Origin of the sequence: Weissella sagaensis (assembly GCF_010306265.1) — a bacterium.
In the GTDB taxonomy this organism is placed as follows: Bacteria; Bacillota; Bacilli; order Lactobacillales; family Lactobacillaceae; genus Weissella; species Weissella sagaensis.
In genome coordinates, this window is the sequence record NZ_BLKA01000001.1 from 343846 (window position 1) to 363148 (window position 19303).

Consider the following 19303-nt stretch of genomic DNA (forward strand, 5'->3'; position numbering starts at 1 on the left):
ATTATATAATAGTTTATACAATCGTGTTATTTAGTTTTACAGTCTAGATGTGGTATAATATTGCTTACACAGCAAATAATGAATTGAAGGTGACTAAAGTGACTGAAAACAACCTACAAAAAAATAACTTTGAGGATATTCTATTTCCACATTGGGATGATTTACCTAATTTTGATCTTTATATGGATCAAGTCGTTGAGTATATCAATGCCGTTCTAACACCGTTAGAATTACCTACGGTTACTTCAACAATGATTAATAATTATGTTAAAAAGAAGATGATTATTGCACCTGTAAAGAAGCGTTATCAAACACTCCAAATTGCTGATATTTTAATTATTTCATTATTAAAGCCCATTTTTTCACTAGATCAAATCCGTGCTGCTATTGATCAAATAACAGCTAATGACTATCCTAAAAATGCTTTTAATTCCTTTGTCGACACACTATTGGGTTACTTCAAAAACCCTACCAATATTCCCAGTGAGGGGGCATCCGTAGAAGCACAATTAATGCAATCAGCTGCAAATGTTCTCTTCCACAAGCTTGAAGCTGAAAAATTACTTGCCACACTACAACAAGAGCACCCCATCAAAGAAGTGCCAACAACAAAATAAATTTTTAACGCTGCCTCGTCTTGGCAAGCGTTTTTTATTTTTCAAATTTTTTATTACAACATAAAAGCCTGTTGGTCTAACATCTTTGTGTGTTAGACTAACAGGCTTTCTTGTTTTTATATTATATTTTTGACTTTTTGAAGATAGCTGCTTTTAACCAACCACTAACCATGCCATAAATAGCCATGGCAATACAGATCCAAAAAATACCTAAAACGACACCACTCAATACATCTGTTAGATGATGTGCACTGAAGTATATTCTTGAAAACAAAACACTAAACCAAAATAGTAAAACAATTGTATATGTCGAGATTTTTACCCAGGATTTCTTTAACATTGGTATGAAAATTAATACTAATGCCAAGCATACCAATGTTACACTAACCGCATGCCCACTGGGGAATGAAAAGCCATCATCAATTGGCAAATGCCCCTGTGGTCGTGGTCGCTCAATCACATTTTTCATCATGATGCCTAATAAACCACCTGTACCAACAACTGCCAAATACCATAGCGATAAAATATGGTAGCGTCTTATAAACAATACAATCGCGACGATAAAGGTAATAATCACCATGGTTTTCGCATCACCATACGTAGCACTAAACGTCATCCAACTATTAAATAGCCCATGTGCGTAGTCCATCTTTGGCAACCCAAATGACGTCTGAATCCATTGCGTCACACTATCATCAAAATGATTAATTAACGCACTATTAGACATCACCATGCTACTCATCACTAAAAACAGGATCAAACTAATGGTTGCCCAAATTAATTGGGTACCCTTAAATGCTATTTTATTATTTGTCATTGTTAAAACCCTTCCAGTTTATAATAAGTTTTAATCTTCTGACATCAGCGGCAAGTTAATAATAAAGCTTGTCAGCTCATCATCCGATTCAACTCTGACACGGCCACCATGTGCTTCAACTACACCATCAACAATTGCTAACCCAAGTCCAGTACCACCTGTTTTAACATTACGTGAACTTTCAACTCGATAAAATCTATCAAATAATCGCTCTAGTGACTCGTTTGGAATTTTAGCACCATTATTTGTCACGCGTACTTCAACTTCATTATCTTTAGCCAAAATTTTAGCTGTTAATCGAATAAAGGTCGCACCTTCACCGTATTTTAGCGCATTATTAATTAAATTCATAAAAACACGAGCCAGGCGATCTGGGTCCCCCATCATTTCAATAACAGTTGGCTTGGATACGACTGATATCACAACATTTTTTTCTTTGGCTTCTAATTCATAATTAACAGCTAATTGTTGCAGCATGGCTGCCAAATCCAATGGTGCCCAATGAAGCTTAAAATCAACTTGACGCACTTGCGTATAATCAAATAAATCTTCTACCAACGACTTCATTTGACCAGACTTATCATATGCTGTCTTCGCATATTTCATAATATCTTCATGACTAAGTTTTTGTTGGTCCTTATCATTAATAATCAAACCAAGATAACCTAAAATTGATGTTAATGGTGTTCGCAGGTCATGGGACACATTTGTCACCATCTCATCTTTAGAGCGTTCGATTGCATGTTCTTCCATAATCGCTTGCTGTGCTGCTTCATAAACATTATTAATGTTATTCACTAGCGGTTGAAAACGATGGCCAAAACGTTTCGCGGCTAAACCCGGACTTTTTGTATCGCCAACTTGTGGCACTAAATTATGAACGGCGGCAGTTAAATCATTTAACTTTGTTTGTTGATAGAACCGTCGCACCAAAAATAGCCAAAGTATTAATAAAACAATACTAATAACACTGACGAGTATTGGTAATTCTCGTGCAATTATATTGACCTCTGCCCATAAATTATGACTTTGCCAATGTGGTTGTAACAGCAACACAATGCCTAGTCCTGTGCATACAAAAAGCAGGGCAGAAACCACTGTCTTGACCGTTAATTCAAGCCAACTCAGTATTCTTAGCTTCATCCCCACTGCCTTCCTTTATTAGAGTACTTCGATTTTATAACCGACGCCCCAAACCGTTTGAACAACCTGATTGCCACCAGTAGCAGCTTCAAGTTTATCACGCAGGTGTGACACGTGTACCATAACTGTTTTGGCTGATACAACTGATTCTTGCTGCCAAACACGCTCAAAAATATCATCTGCACTAAACACACGATTAGGATGGGATGCTAACAAATATAAAATACCAAACTCAAGAGCCGTTAGATTAATATCTACGCCATCTGCAGTTTTTACCTCATGACTATCTTTATTAATTGTCAACGGACCAACATCTAACACTTCAGGCGTTGCCTGTGACAAGCCATTTTGCGCACGGCGCAATAACGCTCGGACACGCGCCATAACTTCTAATGGGTTAAACGGCTTTGTAACATAATCATCAGCACCCGTAATTAATCCTTGAATTTTATCCATTGCCCCTGATTTAGCAGATAATAGCAAAATTGGTACTGGATTATCCTTACGAACTTCTTTTAAAACTTCGGTTCCACTCATTTCAGGCATCATAATGTCCAAAATAATCAAACCAATATCTGGATTTGTGCGAATTCTAGTCATTGCTTCCTTACCATCGCTAGCAATTACCGGCTCGTAGCCTTCATTTTTAACGTAAATTTCTAGTAGTTCAGCAATTTCATGATCATCATCAACAATCAAAATTTTCATTAATCTATCCCCACTGTCTCTTGTAACTAGCTTTTATTTAGAACGTGATTGCGTGTTGTTTGTTCCTAAGAACCCACCACGTATTCCCGTCTTTGAACGCCAGTAACGGAAACCAAGGAATGCCAATACGGCAAAGATAATATAAACCCAACCTGGTAATAATGGATTGATAATTGGTGGTAGGTAAGCAAATCCAAGATATGCTAAGAACCAAATTGCAAACGCACCAACTGTTACAGAAATTTTCTTCCACATTGATACACGCTTACCATCACGACGTGGCGTAATCATTAACGTTACAGCCGAGAAGAATACACCACCCAAAATTGACGTTAAGATTAATGATGTAATACCAGCAGCCCCGCCAGACCCTTGCATTGAAGCGGTATTGCGGCTAAATAGCAAAGTTAACCCGAACATAAAACTAAACATCATAAAGAATGCAATTGCATTATCAATTGCTAGTGGCCAAAAACCATAGCTAGCATAGCCGCGTGATTCTGCTTGTGTTTCTTCAACCGTTTTTAATCCCATTGCTTCGGCTGGTGAGTTATACAACTGACGTGCCGTTTGACCAGTCTTTTGTGCTGTTAATAACTTAGCCCCAACTTCAGTAATTAATTGTGCTTTGGTGTCATCACCATTAGCTAAAATAACCATTTGACGGATAAACTCTTGATTACGCTTCGTTAATCCAGATGTTGCCAGTTCTTGTACTGTTGGCAACGTCAGCTTTGTATCCTGTACTTGTGTTTGTTCCTTTGACTCTGTCATAGTTCCCCCAATTAAACATTGAACAAGAATTCGATGATATCACCGTCTTGTACAACATATTCTTTTCCTTCTGAACGACGGCGCCCCGCCTCTTTGATTGCCTTCAATGATGCGTACTTATCAAGGTCTTCAAATGAGAATGTTTCAGCACGAATAAATCCTCGTTCGAAGTCCGAATGAATAACACCAGCAACTTGTGGCGCCTTCATACCAGCACGGAATGTCCAAGCACGTGTTTCCTTACCACCAGCGGTAAAGAAAGTTCGCAAATCAAGCATGTGATAGGCTGCTCTAATCAAACGATTCAATCCAGGCTCGGTAATGCCTTGCAATTCCATGAACTCGGCTTTATCTTCATCATCCATTTCAGCAATTTCTTCTTCAGCACGTGCAGAAATACCAATGACATCAGCATTTTCCTCATCAGCATATTGCTTGATTTGTTGGAAGTACTCAGACGCTGTTGGATCCGCCATATCGTCTTCGGCAACATTGGCAACGTATAGTACCGGCTTTGATGTTAACAAGAACAAATTATGAATAATTTTTTGTTCATCATCATCCCATTCAATTGAGCGCGCTGGCTTACCAGCTTCTAAAGCTGGCTTCAATTGTTCCAAAACTGCTAGTTCTGCAATAGCCTCTTTATCCTTTGCAGACTTAGCAACCTTTTCAACACGGCTAAAACGCTTGTCAATTGATTCCAAGTCAGCTAACACAAGCTCTGTATTGATTGTCTCAATATCATCTAACGGATCAACTTTATCTGAAACATGGGTAATATCATCATCATCAAATGCACGCACGACATGCACAATGGCATTAACTTGACGAATGTTTTCCAAAAACTTATTACCAAGTCCTTCACCTTGTGAAGCCCCTTTTACAATACCGGCAATATCCGTAAATTCAAAAGTCGTTGGCACAACTTTATCAGCTGGGATCAATTCTTGAATACGATCTAGACGGTCATCTGGCACTTCAACCATGCCAACATTGGGTTCAATGGTAGCAAATGGGTAATTAGCCATTTCTGCCCCTGCTTTAGTAATTGCGTTAAATAACGTTGATTTGCCGACGTTTGGCAAGCCAACAATTCCTGCTGTAAGAGCCATTATATATTTACCTATCTCTCTTTTTTATTCTTGTGCACTTTTTAATACACGTTTAAATCTTTTATCAAATTCATGACGGGTCATAACAACTTGACGTTGACAACCTTGGCACACAATCTTCATATCCGCACCAACACGCATAATCTGCCACTCATTGACGCCACAAGCATGTGGCTTTTTCATTTCAACAACATCATATAAGTTATACATTGCTGCCTCCTTATTGCTCATCAAGGTCAATATTTAACATATCAAAAATCCGATTTAAATCTTCATCTGATAAATATGTAATTTCAATCTTACCAGCACCCTTACGATTGCGTGTCATATGTACTTTCGTACCGAATTTATCTTCTAGCGCTGTTGTTGATGCCTTAATATAAGGTGAAAGACTTGCTTGATTTTTCGTTGGAGTTGCTTGTTCGTTTAATTTATTTACCAATTGTTCTAATTGTCTAACCGTCATACCCTCAGCAATGGCACGCTTGGCAACTGGCGTAATACGCCGTTTATTATGTAGCCCTAGCAATGTTCGCGCTTGTCCCATTGATAACTGACCTGCATTTAATAAGTCTTTCACTTCGTCTGGTAGATTCAATAACCGCAAAAAATTGGCTACTGCTGAACGTGCTTTTCCTAGTCGTTTAGCAACTTGTGCTTGTGTCAGATTAAGGCCATCCATCATGTCACGATAAGCCTGTGCTTCTTCTAACGGCGTTAAATCTTCACGCTGCAAGTTTTCCAAAATAGCCGCTTGCAACATTTGATCATCATCTAGTTTGCGGACAATTGCTGGTATAGTCGTCATTTCAGCTAATTGTGATGCCCGCCAACGCCGTTCACCAGCTAGTAATTCGTATTGACTATTATTTTTAGGATTATGGCGAACAATAATTGGTTGTAGCACGCCATTTTGTTTAATTGAATCTGCTAGTTCTTGTAATTTGTTTTGATCAAAAACACGGCGTGGTTGGAAAGGATTTGCAACAATTTTATCAATTGCAATATCGCGAACTTCATCACTACCATTCACTGTATTATCTAACCCTTGGTCAGCAAACAATGCGCCTAAGCCGCCACCTTTTGCGCCAAGACCCCCTAAACCTGTTTTTTTAGATTTCACCATGAGATTTAAGGACCTCCTCTGCTAGATTTGTATAAACTTCAGCACCCTTTGATCTAGGATCATAATCAATAATGGCCAATCCACGTGAAGGTGCCTCTGACAGCCGTACATTACGTGGAATTACCGTATCATATACTTCACTATTAAAGTACTCGCGGACATTTTCTACAACATCAGCAGATAGATTCGTACGTGGATCAACCATTGTCATCAAAACGCCTTCAATTTCTAAATCAGGATTAAAGTGTCGCTTCACTAATTTCATATTATTCATCAATTGGCCAAGGCCTTCTAATGCGTAATATTCTGCCTGTACTGGAATTAAAATTGAATCTGCAGCTGAAAAAGTATTAATCGTAACAAGTCCCAATGAAGGGGGATTATCAATCAATACATAGTCATATTTTTCGCGAACATCACCAAGTGCATTTTTTAAACGTAATTCACGTGCCATAACTGGTGCTAATTCTAACTCAGCGCCTGCCAAACGAATTGTCGCTGGTACGATATCAACACCCTCATGTGATGTTGGTAGAACAACTTCCATCAAAGGTACGTCATTAATCAATACATCATAGATGTCTTGTTCAATATTAGATTTATGTACACCGGTTCCTGAAGTTGCATTTCCCTGGGCATCAGTATCAATAATTAATACTTTTTTACCAAAATTAGCCAATGCAGCAGCTAAATTAACCGTAGTCGTTGTTTTACCAACGCCACCTTTTTGGTTTGCTAATGCAATAATGTGTCCCATTATTTTCTCCTTTCTACAATGGTTTACGTGCTGGATCCCCTGGCTTTCGTGGATAACGGTTTGGTGTTGATCCAACTTTTTCAATTACGATAATTGTTCTTGGATCACCATTTGGTAAGTTAACTGGCATTGATTCGCCAATTTTACCACCTAGTTTTTTTATCGCACCTTGTGCTTCTTCAAGTTCTTCGTTGGCCGCACTACCTTTCATCGCTAACAGCACACCACCTACTTTAACCAATGGTAGCGTTAATTCACCTAATACATTCAAGCGTGCTAGTGCACGTGCAGTCGTTACATCATATTGTTCACGGTTAGGTGCTTTCTTTTGACCAAATTCTTCTGCCCGTGCGTGAATAACAGTTACATCTTCAAGACCTAATTCATCAACTAATTCTTGTAAAAATTTAATCCGCTTATTTAAAGCATCAATAATTGTAATTTTCAATTGTGGAAACGCGATTTTTAATGGTAGTGATGGAAAACCAGCACCAGCACCAACATCAATCATGCTAAGTTTTTCACTTTGTAATTTAGGATACGCCCATGCTAAAGTTAACGAATCGTAAAAGTGCTTTAAATACACTTCATCTCGATCCGTGATGGCTGTTAAATTCATATGTTCATTAACTGCTACCAATCGATCATAATACGTTTGGTATTGTGCTAGTTGTTTCTCATCTAAAATAATGTTTTTATCGCGTAATGCCGCCGCAAATTTTTCGGGATTCATTATCATTCTCCAAACTGATTCCAATACTAAAAGAATACCGCAAAATGCCTATCTATTCAATAGTATGACTGAGTTGAATCTGTCATGTGCCACATTAATGTTCCACGTGAAACACAAACTAAATTGCCGTAATTTTTGTCATAAACCACTTATTAAACGCTTCAACATTAACTGATGTGGCAACGCTAACATTTGTGTTATGATCTTTTGTTGCGACAGTTGCCCCATTAGCTGGTCCTTGTGTGATGACATCAATAGCGTAGTCCTCAAAAACAAAAGCTTCTGGTTGTGCCAGATAAAACAAAGTATTCACATCGTGCATTGGTTTTGCACCATCTTGGTCATCAGCATAGTGCATAAATAAAGCTTGCAACATCTTACCAGTTTGATTGATTCCACCCAACTTATTGATATTTTCTTTACTCAATAAAGCCTGCAACGTGACATTTAACCCAATCATCTTAATTGATAAGCCAGATGTCAATAAAATTTGAGCTGCGTGCGGATCTGTGTATACATTGAACTCTGCAACACTGGTGACATTTCCTACTCCTAAAGAACCACCCATTACAACAACTTGCGCAATTTTAGGTAATACCTCCGGATACATACGAATTAGCAACGCAATATTAGTAAATGCCCCAGTTGCAACCACTGTCATTTTTTCTTGACTATTCATCAAAACCTGACGCATTGCAACAACTGCATGTTCTGGTAGAACAGTCGTTTTAACTGTTGGAAATTCCCAACCAGCCATCCCCGATTCACCATGAATATCAGATGCGTCAACATATTTTTTAATTAGTGGTGCTGATGCCCCAGCTGCCACTGGCACCACATTTTCTTGATGAAAAAACTCAACCAAACGCAAAGCATTTTGGGTTGTTTTATCAACTGAGACATTACCCGCTACTGTCGTAAGTAACATCACTTGAAATGCATCATCTGTTAATGCAATTGATAATGCCGCTGCATCATCAATACCAGGATCCATATCCAACAATATTTTTTGCGCCATTTCTATACCTTATCCCCTCTTTAATACTTAGATAGTATCACATGCCCACTTGTAGTAGCCGCTATTTTATTTTAAACGTTGCCAAATTTTATCTTGTATTTTTGGCTGTGGATCATTTTGAATATCAGCCATCGTTTGCCATTGGCCACGTTGCAAATTTTGCTTTTTAACTGTAGCTGTTAAGATCGTGACCGTCCATTTTAAATGCGTATACACATGAGTTACTGGGCGACCAGGAACCCGTTTTAAATCAGCAACAACACCATAATCTGCTGCCAAACGTTTTTGGGTTGCCTGAATCATTTCTTCTTCAGTCCAATGCGCATCATTATCTAAAATAAAATCCGTCAGTGCATATAACGGCATCATCCAAAAATCACCTAACAGACCTTTTGTTGGTCGTTGTTCCCACAAATAACCCGCTGGAGATTTAACTGCGATTGCAAAATAGGTCACCGGCTTAGGTTTTGGTGCCTTAGACTTAACAGGATACAACGCTTCTGTACCATCTAAGTATGCAGCATTGTATGCTTTAACAGGTGAATGCTCACTATCATAGTTTTTAGCCGTCATATAAGATGACCCTAAATCCATAATAGCTTGATTGAAATCTCCCGGTCGTTTTTGATCAATAATTTGTTGTCCCAATTCAAAGAAAATTTTACGTGTTTTAGGTTGTGCAATATCAGCATCAATTTTAAATAAACGTGCAAAAACCCGAAAAGCGTTGCCATCAATCGCTGGTACTGGTTCATCAAATGCGATACTTGCAATTGCTGCAGCCGTATAAGGACCAATGCCAGCTAATTTTTGCAATTCTTGCATATTATCTGGCCAACTACCGGCATAATCATCAATAATTTGGCGCGCTGCTTTTTGCATATTACGCACTCTTGAATAATAGCCTAACCCTTCCCATGTTTTTAATAATAACTGCTCTGGCGCCATAGCCAAATCGTTAATCGTTGGGAAAGTTGCCATAAATCGTTCAAAGTAGGGTATCACTGTTTGAACCTGCGTTTGTTGTAGCATAATTTCAGATACCCAAATATGATACGGTTCTCTATCCTGACGCCATGGTAGTGTTGACCTACCTTCTTGATCATACCAAGTTAATAAAGTTGCTTGAAAAGCGTTTATTTTATCATCATCCCACATTTCAATCATGAAAATTTGCCACCTTTTTAAAAGTTATTTACTTAGTGTAACATTTTATAATTTTTGATTTGCCTAAATCTAACTTAATGCGCGATAATATAATTAATAATACACATAGAAAGAGGATTTTCCTTATGACAGATCAAACTTCACTGAAAAAATTAGCGGGGTATCGTGCGGCCGAACTGGTTGAAGATGGTATGGTAGTCGGTATCGGTTCTGGTTCAACGATCGCCTATGTTATCGAAGCACTTGGAAAGCGTGTTGCCGAAGATGGTCTTAAAATTAAGGGCGTCCCAACTTCTGATAAAACGCGACGTACAGCAGCCAAACTAGGTATTCCAATGCATAACGTTGACGATGTTGATCATATTGATATTACGATCGACGGTGCTGATCAAATTGACGAAAATTTTGCTGCTATCAAAGGTGGTGGTGCTGCACTACTTTGGGAAAAAATTGTTGCGGTTAATTCAAAACGTAATGTTTGGGTTGTTGATGGTTCTAAATTATCAGATCATCTAACCCACTATTTGCCCGTAGAAATTATTCCATACGGAGCCGATCAACTCTTTAAACGCCTTGAAGCAAAAGGTTACAAGCCCACTTGGCGTTTAGATCAAAATGGTAATCCTGTCCGTACCGACTCAGCCAATTACCTAATTGATTTACACTTTAATCAAATGCCTGCCCCATTTACCTTAGGTCGTGAACTAACCAGCATGGTCGGCGTTGTTGAACATGGTTTATTCTTAAACGTTGTCGATCAAGTGATTGTTGGTCGTGAAGATGAAACCATTGATATATTTGATGCTCATCCCTTACCATTAATTTAAATAAAAAAGCTTAACATTCCTTAGCTTTAGTATCGGCAATGCCGACTAATCCTCAGTTTGTTAAGCTTTTTTATTAAGTACTTTTTTGTCCTTTGGGAATTAAAATCTTAAAAATCGTTCCTTGCGGTTGATTATCAAGAATATCAATAGTCCCACGATGACCCTGTACGACCCACTTTGCAATAGATAGACCCAGACCATGTCCACCCGTCGAACGTGACCGTGCTTTATCGATTCGATAAAACCGGTCAAACAAATGTTTCTTATCTTCATCGGAAACACCCGGTCCCGTATCAGAAACCATAATTTTGACATTATTGCCAACTATCTTACCTTCAATTTTCACACTAGCACCCTCACCAGCATACTTTTGTGCATTATCCGTTAGAATAACGAGTAATTGACGTAAGCGTTGCGCATCTCCAACGATTGGCATAGTGTCTGGTACAGCCACTTCCAAAGTTTGCTGCTTTTCAGCCGCATTATACGCATAAATATCACCAACCTCACGAATCGTTGTTGTCAAATCCATCTCTTCAAACGCAAACAATGGAATATCAGCGTCAGCTTGCGACAAAGTTAATAAGTCACCCGTTAAATTATTTAAATGTCTCACTTCAGTTAGCGCATTAGCAACACTTTCAACTTGATCGATTACGGTGTCGTTTGGATGTTCAAGCATTCGTTCCAAGTTATTTTGAATAACCGTCATCGGTGTCTTAAATTCATGCGCCGCATCAGCAACAAATGTACGTTGTTGATTCCAAGACCGCATAATCGGCCGCATATTAGCACGTGTTAGTGCCATCCCCATTAACAATAGCGCAAGTTCAGACAATACATAAATCCAAAATAATCGTGTTTGATATGACTCAACTAATTCGTGTTCTGCCGTAACGTCCACATAAGCTAATTCGTCACCGCGCCGATTAAAAAAATACCAACTGCCACGATATTGTCGTAAATAAACTTTATTTTCTTTTGGTAAATTCAATACCTTAAAGGAATCAACAAAATCAGTGATCTGTGCCGTTTCAGTTTGAATAATAGGACGATCAAAACGATTGGTTTGCACATCAAAAACGCGACTAACGCGATGCTGCGCATTACCATACATAACCGTCCTAAACTGATTAACTGTAAACGTGCCAATTAATACGAACACAAACGTAAAACCCACTACCATTAAGATAGTCATTTTTACTTCTTGTGGAAGCGAAGCGCGGATTCTCTGCAACCACTTTTTAAATCTACGCCACTGATAATGTGGTTCTTTGACCACTTTGGTATCAGCCATTAATCCTCATTTGTTGCATTTAACGTATAACCTACATTACGCAACGTTTTGATATTAACTTGTGCCTCCGCTTGGCGTAAGTTCTTTCGTAGGTTAGACATATAAACTTCGACTACTGTCAAAGAAGTATCTGAATCAAAGCCCCATAGGCGATCAAAAATTTGGTCCTTAGTAACAATTTGGCCAACATGTTGTACCAGATAAACTAGCAGTCCAAATTCACGACCTTGCAAACTAATTTCTTCATTACCAACTAGAACTTTATGCTGTTCAACGTAAATTTGAATATTACCAACTTCCAAAGCACCGTCCTGTCCCAATACACCTGTATGACGCAGTAATGCCTTTAAACGTGCTAACAATTCTTCTTTATAAAACGGCTTTGTCACGTATTCATCAGCTCCTAGATCAAACCCCTGCATCTTATCAGTCAATTCACTTTTAGCCGTTAACATCAAGACTGGTAAATTTGGAAAGGCTTCTTTAGCCTTCTTTAAAATCGTAAAACCATCTTGTCCTGGTAACATCACGTCTAAAATCACGGCATCATATACGCCGGATTCAATTTCAAACCATCCCTCATCACCATCATGAACCTGAACAACTTCACCTAATTCTGAAATTGTTTCTTTCACTGTATCATTTAACGCGTAATCATCTTCAACTACTAATAATTTAATTGTATTTTCAACCATAACTTACCACCCTCGTATACTTGTTTCTCTCTTTGAATGTGACTATAAGCGTTGAACCTTAAAAAGTGCCTATTATCAGCTTACTAAAACCTTAAATATTTAAGGTTCCCTCGTCTCATTATAAAACCTATGCGCAATAATTGCTTAAATATACTTTATGCCATAAAAAAAGAACCGTGATTATGTCCACGGTTCTTTCAAACAACATTTATTTCTTACCTGTAAAGTAACTTACCAAACCAATCACAATCCAGATGCCCAAAATAACATATTCATATGGCCAGACCAATGAAACTGATGTTCCGGGAATGATTGTTGATAAAGCAATCAAAATAGCAATCACACCACCAATAACTGGTAATGATAGATGCTTATTACGGAAACCACCCTTTAACTCAGGATGCTTTTTACGAATAGCAATTAGGTTAAAGGCGTTAATTCCCCAAGCCAATGCTGTTAAGAAACCACCAATGTCCAAGAAGTATGTTAGGGCACCTTTTCCAAGCCAACCTAATGCTAATACTAAAATTAGGGTCATAACAATTGCACGACTTGGTGTCCCATACTTTGGGTGAACCTTAGCAAAATAACTTGGTAAAATCTTTTGTTCTGCTAATGAATAAATCAAACGTGGTGCCGCTGAGAACAATGCTAAGAAACTAGTTCCTAATCCTAAGAAAGCAATAATAAAAGCAGCTGTTCCAAGTATTGGGAAACCTTCAGCTTTAAACGCATCAACTGTTCCCATTTCCATCATTGCTGTACTTTGCCAAGGATGAACCCATGCTGATGCTAGCAATACCAACAAGTAATAGGCTGATGCAATCATGATTGCAATCACCACAATACGACCAATCTTACGAGCTGGTGTTTTAACTTCTTCAGCCATCACACCAATTGATTCCCAACCCGTTAGGAACGTCATTGCTGGTAAAATAAAGCGGAAAATTTCGGGTGTTTTAGTCTGATGATCATAAAAAGCTGGCCAGAAATTACTTGGTTTACCGTGACTAAAACCTACAACAATCAAGATAATACCAATTAAAATCAAGAGTACAAACAAAACAATTTGCACGTTACTAGTTAAATTAGCCCCGCGATAATTAATTGCAAAAATAAATAATGTAATTAATACGCCCAAAATCAGTTCCGTATAATGAACTTTAGCACCTGCAAATGAATATGCCGGTCCCGTCGCAATTTTGGGAATGATTTGTGATAACAACATACTTGATGCCGTCACATAAAATGCTAAAGCACTCAAATATGAGCCTAATAATGCCCAACCTGCAAACAAGCCACCTTTTTTACCAAATGCCTCATAACCATAGACAACTTCACCACCAGCTTTTGGATAAATAGTCGATAATTCAGCAAATGATAAAGATACTAAAATTGCTAGAATTGATGCGGCGAGAAGTCCAAAAATTTCACCACCAGCCCCATATTGATGAAAAAATTGACTATTTGTATAAATCCAACTACTTCCAATTACCCCACCAGCACCTAAAGAAATAATACCAAAGGTACTGATACTAGGTTTTAAACCTTGTTGTGCCATACCACACAAGCCTGCCTTTCTACGTCCTGTATTAACCCTGTATTGACTACGCTTACATACATGTCATATCTAAATTATAGATATTTATTAATCATAATTTTACCAAATAATTAGCCTTAAAAGGGAATATTTAATATTTAATAAATTTTCATCACAAATAAAAAGTAGTAAATCGTCAAAATGTCTGACAATTTACTACTTATTAAACTATTTTCTTAAACTAATCATCTCTGCGTACAATAGCTTCTATTGACATTGCATGCATCGCTTGTAAATATTCCGTAGCACTAATATCAGGTGTACTTGCTAACAAATGAAATACACCGCCGGAATTTTCAGATAACAATTGCTTATCTTCAAGTCCATTACGCATATAAAAGTCATAGCGTCGTGTCCGTTGTTCTTCATTTTCAGCTTGTGTTCCCACCTGTTCGGCCTCTAAAATAACACCATCTTTATAACGTTCTTTCAATGTCGCCAATGCACGACTGCCGTATCCCTTACTTTGAATTGTTGCATCAATAGCAAAATAGAGTAAGAATGCTTTTGATAGACCGATTTCACATAGATAAACAACACCAACAATGGTCTGATCATCTACAATAACCTGCATTTTTATAGCATCTTGTTGTTCAACTAACGTAACTAATTCTGCCATTGGTCGTTGTTCATATTCAGGAAACGCCTCAGTATAAATACGTTCCCAATCTTTTTGTGTATTTGGCGTAACGTCAATGATCTCCATTTCTAACACCTCATTTATCTTATTTTCTTGTTTCCCCACGATTATATCATGGTAATAAAAAAGCACCAAGCTCGTCACTTGATGCTCCTGATCATGCGCATTAATTACAATCTGCATAATCATGTTAGTCATTAACGACTAACTTACAGAACGTATCGCCCTTGTTTCCTTATGACAAGGGCGATACGTTTCGTTGATTGTTTAAATCTGCCAAAACGTATCACCCCCTTTCCTAGATTAAAAACTATTATAAACGTTCATTTAAAAAATTCAAATAGTTAGTTTATTAATGTTGCGTATGTCGTAGCATCAACTAATTTATGGCGCTGTACTTTACCACTAGCTGTTCTTGGAAACTCATCTAGTTGATAGAATTTAGCTGGCACTTTATAATGTGCTAACATTTCACGACCAAAATCACGCAAATCTTGTTGTGACAAATATTTATTATCTTTAAAAGTAATAAAAGCAATCGGTACGGCACCCCATTTTTCATCAGGCACACCCACGACGGCTATCTGGGCAATCTCAGTTAACGTTGCATACGTACTTTCAATTTCATCAGGAAAGACATTTTCACCACCTGATGAAATCATGTCACCTTCCCGGCCATCAATATACAAAAAGCCTTCATCATCTATCCAGCCCATATCACCAGTATCAAACCAGCCATCTTCAAAAGAATCAGCATATTTCTCTGGTTGATTCAAATAGCCCACAGCCAATGTTGGTGATTTAATTTGAATACGACCATGTTGCTTATCATCAGGATGGGCAATGCGCAAAGAAACTGACAACAACGGTTGACCAGCAGATCCAATCTTACGTTGCGCATTGGCTGCATCCAAGGCAATCACTTGTGAAGCTGTTTCCGTCATACCATATGATTGTACAACTTCAATACCCGAATGCGTTGCTTTTTGTAAGGTCATTAAATCAGTCGGCCCACCACCTAATAACATGGTACGAAAATTGGGGTGATATTGTGTATTTACTGGTAATGCTGCTAACAAACGCGTTAACATCATCGGTACCACTGAAATTGTTGTCACATCACCACTTAATAAAATATCATTAATTCGTTTAACATCAAATTTTTCAACTAACCGAACACCCATGCCATAAATTAATGAGCGCATCATAATTGATAAGCCACTAATATGAAAAATTGGCACCACTGCTAACCAAACATCATTTGGCATCAGTCCTAAATTTAATGCAGAACCAATAGCTGAATAAAAGTGATTACCAAATGTTTGCATCACACCTTTAGGATTCCCCGTCGTACCTGATGTGTACATAATCGACGTCACACCCGTTAAATTAAAATCAGTAACTGGTGTTATCGTATTTACAACAGACGTATCAACAATTTTTGCAAATGGCAACTGCTGCACTTTTTCTAACTCTAAATTAAAGTCATCATCCTGCACAACTAAATTAATCGCTGCATCTTGTAATTGAAAATTGATTTCACGAGCTGCTAAGCGTCGATTAATTAACACAACCGTCTTCCCTAATTGTTGAACAGCTAAAATCATCAAGTAACCTTGTAAATTATTTGATGTGATAACTGCTACTCGCTCTTCTGTTTTAGCATAATACGCTAATTGTGAAGCCAACTTTAATACGTTATTTTTCATTTGTAAAAAAGTTAGCTTTGTTTCTTGATATTGAACAGCTAAACGGTTTGGCGTTAACTGTGCTCTTTTTATAAGCCAATTATCCATATTCATTCCTTTTTACGTTTTATGACGATATGACAAAAAACTCAACAGCTGCCATGATTAATGGTCACCTATCGAGTCTCATCACTTATTTATGGGAATTTTGGATACTTTGAAAAATCAGGATCGCGCTTCTCTAGGAAGGCATTCTTTCCTTCTTTTCCTTCCTCAGTTGTATAATACAACATCGTTGCATCCCCAGCGAATTGTTGCAAACCAGCCAAACCGTCAGTATCTGCATTCATAGCGGCTTTAATAAAGCGTAGCGCAGTCGGCGACTTTTGTAGGATAATATTAGCCCATTCCATCGTTGCATCCTCAACTTCTGCCAATGGTACGACACGATTAATCCAGTTCATATCGTAAGCTTCTTTTGCTGTGTAAAACTTATTTAAGAACCAAACTTCTTTAGCACGCTTATGACCAATAACACGTGCTAAGTAACCTGAACCATAACCAGCATCAAATGAACCAACCTTAGGTCCTGTTTGTCCAAACATAGCGTTATCAGCAGCAATTGTTAAATCACAAACTAGTTGCAAAATGTTTCCACCACCAACTGACCAGCCTTTAACCATTGCAATAATTGGCTTAGGAATAATTCGCATTAAATGTTGTAGATCCAAAACGTTTAAACGGGCAATGTGATCGTGTCCAACATAACCACCATTACCACGAACAGATTGATCACCACCAGATGAGAAGGCTTTATCACCTTCACCGGTTAAAATAATCACACCAATTGAAGCATCATCACGGGCAATTGAAAAGGCATCAATCATTTCTTGCACCATATCTGGTGTAAATGCATTATGATGACGTGGATTATTCATCGTAATTTTTGCGATTGCGTCAGTACGCTCAAAGAAAATTTCTGAATATTCTTTAACTGTTGACCATTCTACTGTCATATTTATCTGCACTTCCTATTTTTGTCTTTTAATTCTGTAAACACTATTAGTAGTATAATCTTTTTCTATTATTTTTTCCAAATTAATATTAGAATGATGGTTAACAACAATCTATTTAAGTGAGGTTTTGCCATGAATGCTTTAGAATATTTAAACGTGCAATTTGATACAATATCAGCCACCAAAACGATTATTCGATTACCCATTTCAGATAATATTAAACAACCTTATGGCATTGTTCATGGTGGTATCAACGCTTTTCTAGCAGAAACTGCAGCTAGTTTAGGTGCACAAGCAACCATGATTGATGACACACACGTGCCTGTTGGTGTTGATATTCATACGCACCACTTATCACCAGCTGATAAAGGTACACTATTAGCCATTGCAATGCCAATTAAATTAGGTCACCGTATTCAAACTTGGCAAGTAAATATCTTTATAGAAGAGACCCAACAACAAACTGCCACATCAACCGTCACCATTATGGTTACTAGTAAACCTTAGGCCATCAAGGTCAGCAAAATACTATTGGATAGTCGCTGATTATGACATAAAATACTAGTTTTCTTACTAGTCGTTGTTGCATCGGTTAAAACAACCGGCCCAAAATTAGTCTGGGCGTTGGCATACCGCCAACCTTTAGTAATCAGATGATCAACAATATGTTGCGTCGGTAATAAACACATTGGTTTCATTTGCCCATATAAATAATCCGAGATTTGCTCTATTTGACTTGCCGAATATGACGACCTCTTCCTATCAATATTTGGAATAACAATTGTCATCTTATTAAAATCAAAAATATGCAATTTCCCATTGCCTATTAATTGACGTTCCAAATTACGGAACGTTTTTTCTTTATGCAGTAACATAATGCCTTCTTGTTGCACCAATTGCCAGGTATCATCATTTTCTTGCAAGGCTTGGCAGAGTTGATTCACATAGTCTGGTACCATAACGTCTGTTAATACAATAATCTTGTTAACCTGATTATTTAACCCCGCTGCTACGATAACCAAATCTAACCATTGTTCCTGCGCAAGCATGCCATCAATAATTGCAATTTTCATTGTCTTGTCCCCATTTCAAAATCACTGTTATTAGTGTAGACAACAAAACAACGTGCAACAATGACGTCATTAACTAATCTTTTTCGTCATAATAAAAAAGATATCAGTTTCACAATTAATAGTGAATTGATATCCTTAAGTTAAGGTAGCGGGCAACTTTGGTTCCCAATTACATATCATTCAAACGACCCCATTTAGGGTGTGGTTCCGTTTCTTCGGGTTCTTCAACAACTGTATTATTATCAATAATTGGCGTATGTTCAGCCGATAAGATATCCGTTAGCACCTTATTTAAGGCGACTATCTCCTCATGAGATAATGTTAAACCTTTACCCATTTTACTATTATCAGGTGACCATGATCGTAAATCGAACTTTGGTTGATTATCCCCCCATTGTACGAAATTTAGTTGCAGTTCCCAACCACTTTTACTGGTTGATAATGAACCAAATTTTTCTAAAATATCATATGATAATTTTGCCATTTGTCCCT

22 protein-coding genes are annotated in these 19303 nt (G+C 37.8%); 3 read left to right on the plus strand and 19 right to left on the minus strand.

The annotated features are described in order from the left end of the window. The first annotated feature begins 47 nt into the window (after nt 1-47). Nucleotides 48-617 carry a DUF1836 domain-containing protein gene (locus G7Y65_RS01775; RefSeq protein ID WP_081839273.1) on the plus strand — a complete coding sequence of 190 codons (570 nt, stop codon included), beginning with the start codon at nt 48-50 and terminating at the stop codon, nt 615-617. 121 nt (nt 618-738) lie between these two features. On the opposite strand, the gene G7Y65_RS01780 is transcribed toward G7Y65_RS01775, so the two are convergent. From G7Y65_RS01780 to mutY, 11 genes are all read right to left on the minus strand, one after another. Then, nucleotides 739-1434 (minus strand): phosphatase PAP2 family protein, encoded by a 696-nt coding sequence (locus G7Y65_RS01780; protein WP_042492063.1) that lies wholly within the window; start codon nt 1432-1434, stop codon nt 739-741. A gap of 30 nt (nt 1435-1464) precedes the next feature. After that, nucleotides 1465-2577 (minus strand): sensor histidine kinase, encoded by a 1113-nt coding sequence (locus G7Y65_RS01785; RefSeq protein WP_042492065.1) that lies wholly within the window; start codon nt 2575-2577, stop codon nt 1465-1467. 18 nt (nt 2578-2595) lie between these two features. After that, nucleotides 2596-3285, minus strand: a complete 690-nt coding sequence (locus G7Y65_RS01790) for a response regulator (protein WP_042492066.1) — start codon at nt 3283-3285, stop codon at nt 2596-2598. Between the two features lie 33 nt (nt 3286-3318). Next, on the minus strand, nt 3319-4059 hold the full coding sequence (locus tag G7Y65_RS01795) for a DUF1129 domain-containing protein (RefSeq protein ID WP_042492067.1): 741 nt from the start codon (nt 4057-4059) through the stop codon (nt 3319-3321). Nucleotides 4060-4070: 11 nt separating this feature from the next. After that, entirely contained in the window at nt 4071-5174 is a 1104-nt protein-coding gene (ychF, locus tag G7Y65_RS01800) for a redox-regulated ATPase YchF (RefSeq protein ID WP_165314503.1), read from the minus strand. 24 nt (nt 5175-5198) lie between these two features. Further along, nucleotides 5199-5384, minus strand: coding sequence for a DUF951 domain-containing protein (locus G7Y65_RS01805; protein ID WP_042492070.1), 186 nt, complete (start codon nt 5382-5384; stop codon nt 5199-5201). Between the two features lie 10 nt (nt 5385-5394). Further along, complete coding sequence (locus tag G7Y65_RS01810) at nt 5395-6300, minus strand: ParB/RepB/Spo0J family partition protein (protein ID WP_042492072.1); 906 nt, start codon at nt 6298-6300, stop codon at nt 5395-5397. After that, nucleotides 6287-7057, minus strand: a complete 771-nt coding sequence (locus G7Y65_RS01815; RefSeq protein ID WP_042492073.1) for a ParA family protein — start codon at nt 7055-7057, stop codon at nt 6287-6289. Before G7Y65_RS01815 ends, G7Y65_RS01810 begins: the two co-directional genes overlap by 14 nt. A gap of 13 nt (nt 7058-7070) precedes the next feature. Then, nucleotides 7071-7790 carry a 16S rRNA (guanine(527)-N(7))-methyltransferase RsmG gene (rsmG, locus tag G7Y65_RS01820; RefSeq protein ID WP_042492074.1) on the minus strand — a complete coding sequence of 240 codons (720 nt, stop codon included), beginning with the start codon at nt 7788-7790 and terminating at the stop codon, nt 7071-7073. Nucleotides 7791-7908: 118 nt separating this feature from the next. Beyond that, nucleotides 7909-8808, minus strand: coding sequence for a ribonucleoside hydrolase RihC (gene rihC, locus G7Y65_RS01825; protein WP_042492076.1), 900 nt, complete (start codon nt 8806-8808; stop codon nt 7909-7911). 66 nt (nt 8809-8874) lie between these two features. Beyond that, a complete protein-coding gene (mutY, locus tag G7Y65_RS01830; protein WP_042492078.1) occupies nt 8875-9975 on the minus strand; it encodes an A/G-specific adenine glycosylase in 1101 nt (366 codons plus the stop codon). Between the two features lie 125 nt (nt 9976-10100). On the opposite strand from mutY, the gene rpiA reads away from it, so the two are divergent. Continuing rightward, on the plus strand, nt 10101-10802 hold the full coding sequence (gene rpiA, locus G7Y65_RS01835; RefSeq protein WP_042492079.1) for a ribose 5-phosphate isomerase A: 702 nt from the start codon (nt 10101-10103) through the stop codon (nt 10800-10802). 73 nt (nt 10803-10875) lie between these two features. Here rpiA and G7Y65_RS01840 read toward each other — a convergent pair whose 3' ends face one another. The 6 genes from G7Y65_RS01840 to menB form a co-directional block, all read right to left on the minus strand. After that, on the minus strand, nt 10876-12099 hold the full coding sequence (locus G7Y65_RS01840; protein ID WP_042492081.1) for a sensor histidine kinase: 1224 nt from the start codon (nt 12097-12099) through the stop codon (nt 10876-10878). Continuing rightward, nucleotides 12099-12794: a response regulator transcription factor gene (locus G7Y65_RS01845; protein ID WP_042492082.1), complete on the minus strand. Its 696-nt coding sequence runs from the start codon at nt 12792-12794 to the stop codon at nt 12099-12101. The genes G7Y65_RS01840 and G7Y65_RS01845 overlap by 1 nt, the downstream gene beginning before the upstream one ends. A 208-nt stretch (nt 12795-13002) precedes the next feature. Beyond that, nucleotides 13003-14355: an APC family permease gene (locus G7Y65_RS01850; RefSeq protein ID WP_147161616.1), complete on the minus strand. Its 1353-nt coding sequence runs from the start codon at nt 14353-14355 to the stop codon at nt 13003-13005. 220 nt (nt 14356-14575) lie between these two features. After that, nucleotides 14576-15100, minus strand: a complete 525-nt coding sequence (locus tag G7Y65_RS01855) for a GNAT family N-acetyltransferase (RefSeq protein ID WP_042492084.1) — start codon at nt 15098-15100, stop codon at nt 14576-14578. 278 nt (nt 15101-15378) lie between these two features. Next, nucleotides 15379-16830: an o-succinylbenzoate--CoA ligase gene (locus G7Y65_RS01860; protein ID WP_165314504.1), complete on the minus strand. Its 1452-nt coding sequence runs from the start codon at nt 16828-16830 to the stop codon at nt 15379-15381. Between the two features lie 89 nt (nt 16831-16919). Next, entirely contained in the window at nt 16920-17738 is an 819-nt protein-coding gene (menB, locus tag G7Y65_RS01865; protein ID WP_042492088.1) for a 1,4-dihydroxy-2-naphthoyl-CoA synthase, read from the minus strand. A gap of 132 nt (nt 17739-17870) precedes the next feature. Here menB and G7Y65_RS01870 point away from each other — a divergent pair, with 132 nt between their 5' ends. After that, complete coding sequence (locus G7Y65_RS01870; RefSeq protein WP_042492090.1) at nt 17871-18245, plus strand: PaaI family thioesterase; 375 nt, start codon at nt 17871-17873, stop codon at nt 18243-18245. Here G7Y65_RS01870 and G7Y65_RS01875 read toward each other — a convergent pair. After that, complete coding sequence (locus tag G7Y65_RS01875; protein WP_042492092.1) at nt 18242-18811, minus strand: hypothetical protein; 570 nt, start codon at nt 18809-18811, stop codon at nt 18242-18244. The genes G7Y65_RS01870 and G7Y65_RS01875 overlap by 4 nt on opposite strands. Nucleotides 18812-18980: 169 nt before the next feature. Further along, nucleotides 18981-19295 (minus strand): YdbC family protein, encoded by a 315-nt coding sequence (locus tag G7Y65_RS01880; protein ID WP_042492094.1) that lies wholly within the window; start codon nt 19293-19295, stop codon nt 18981-18983. Between the last annotated feature and the right edge of the window lie 8 nt (nt 19296-19303).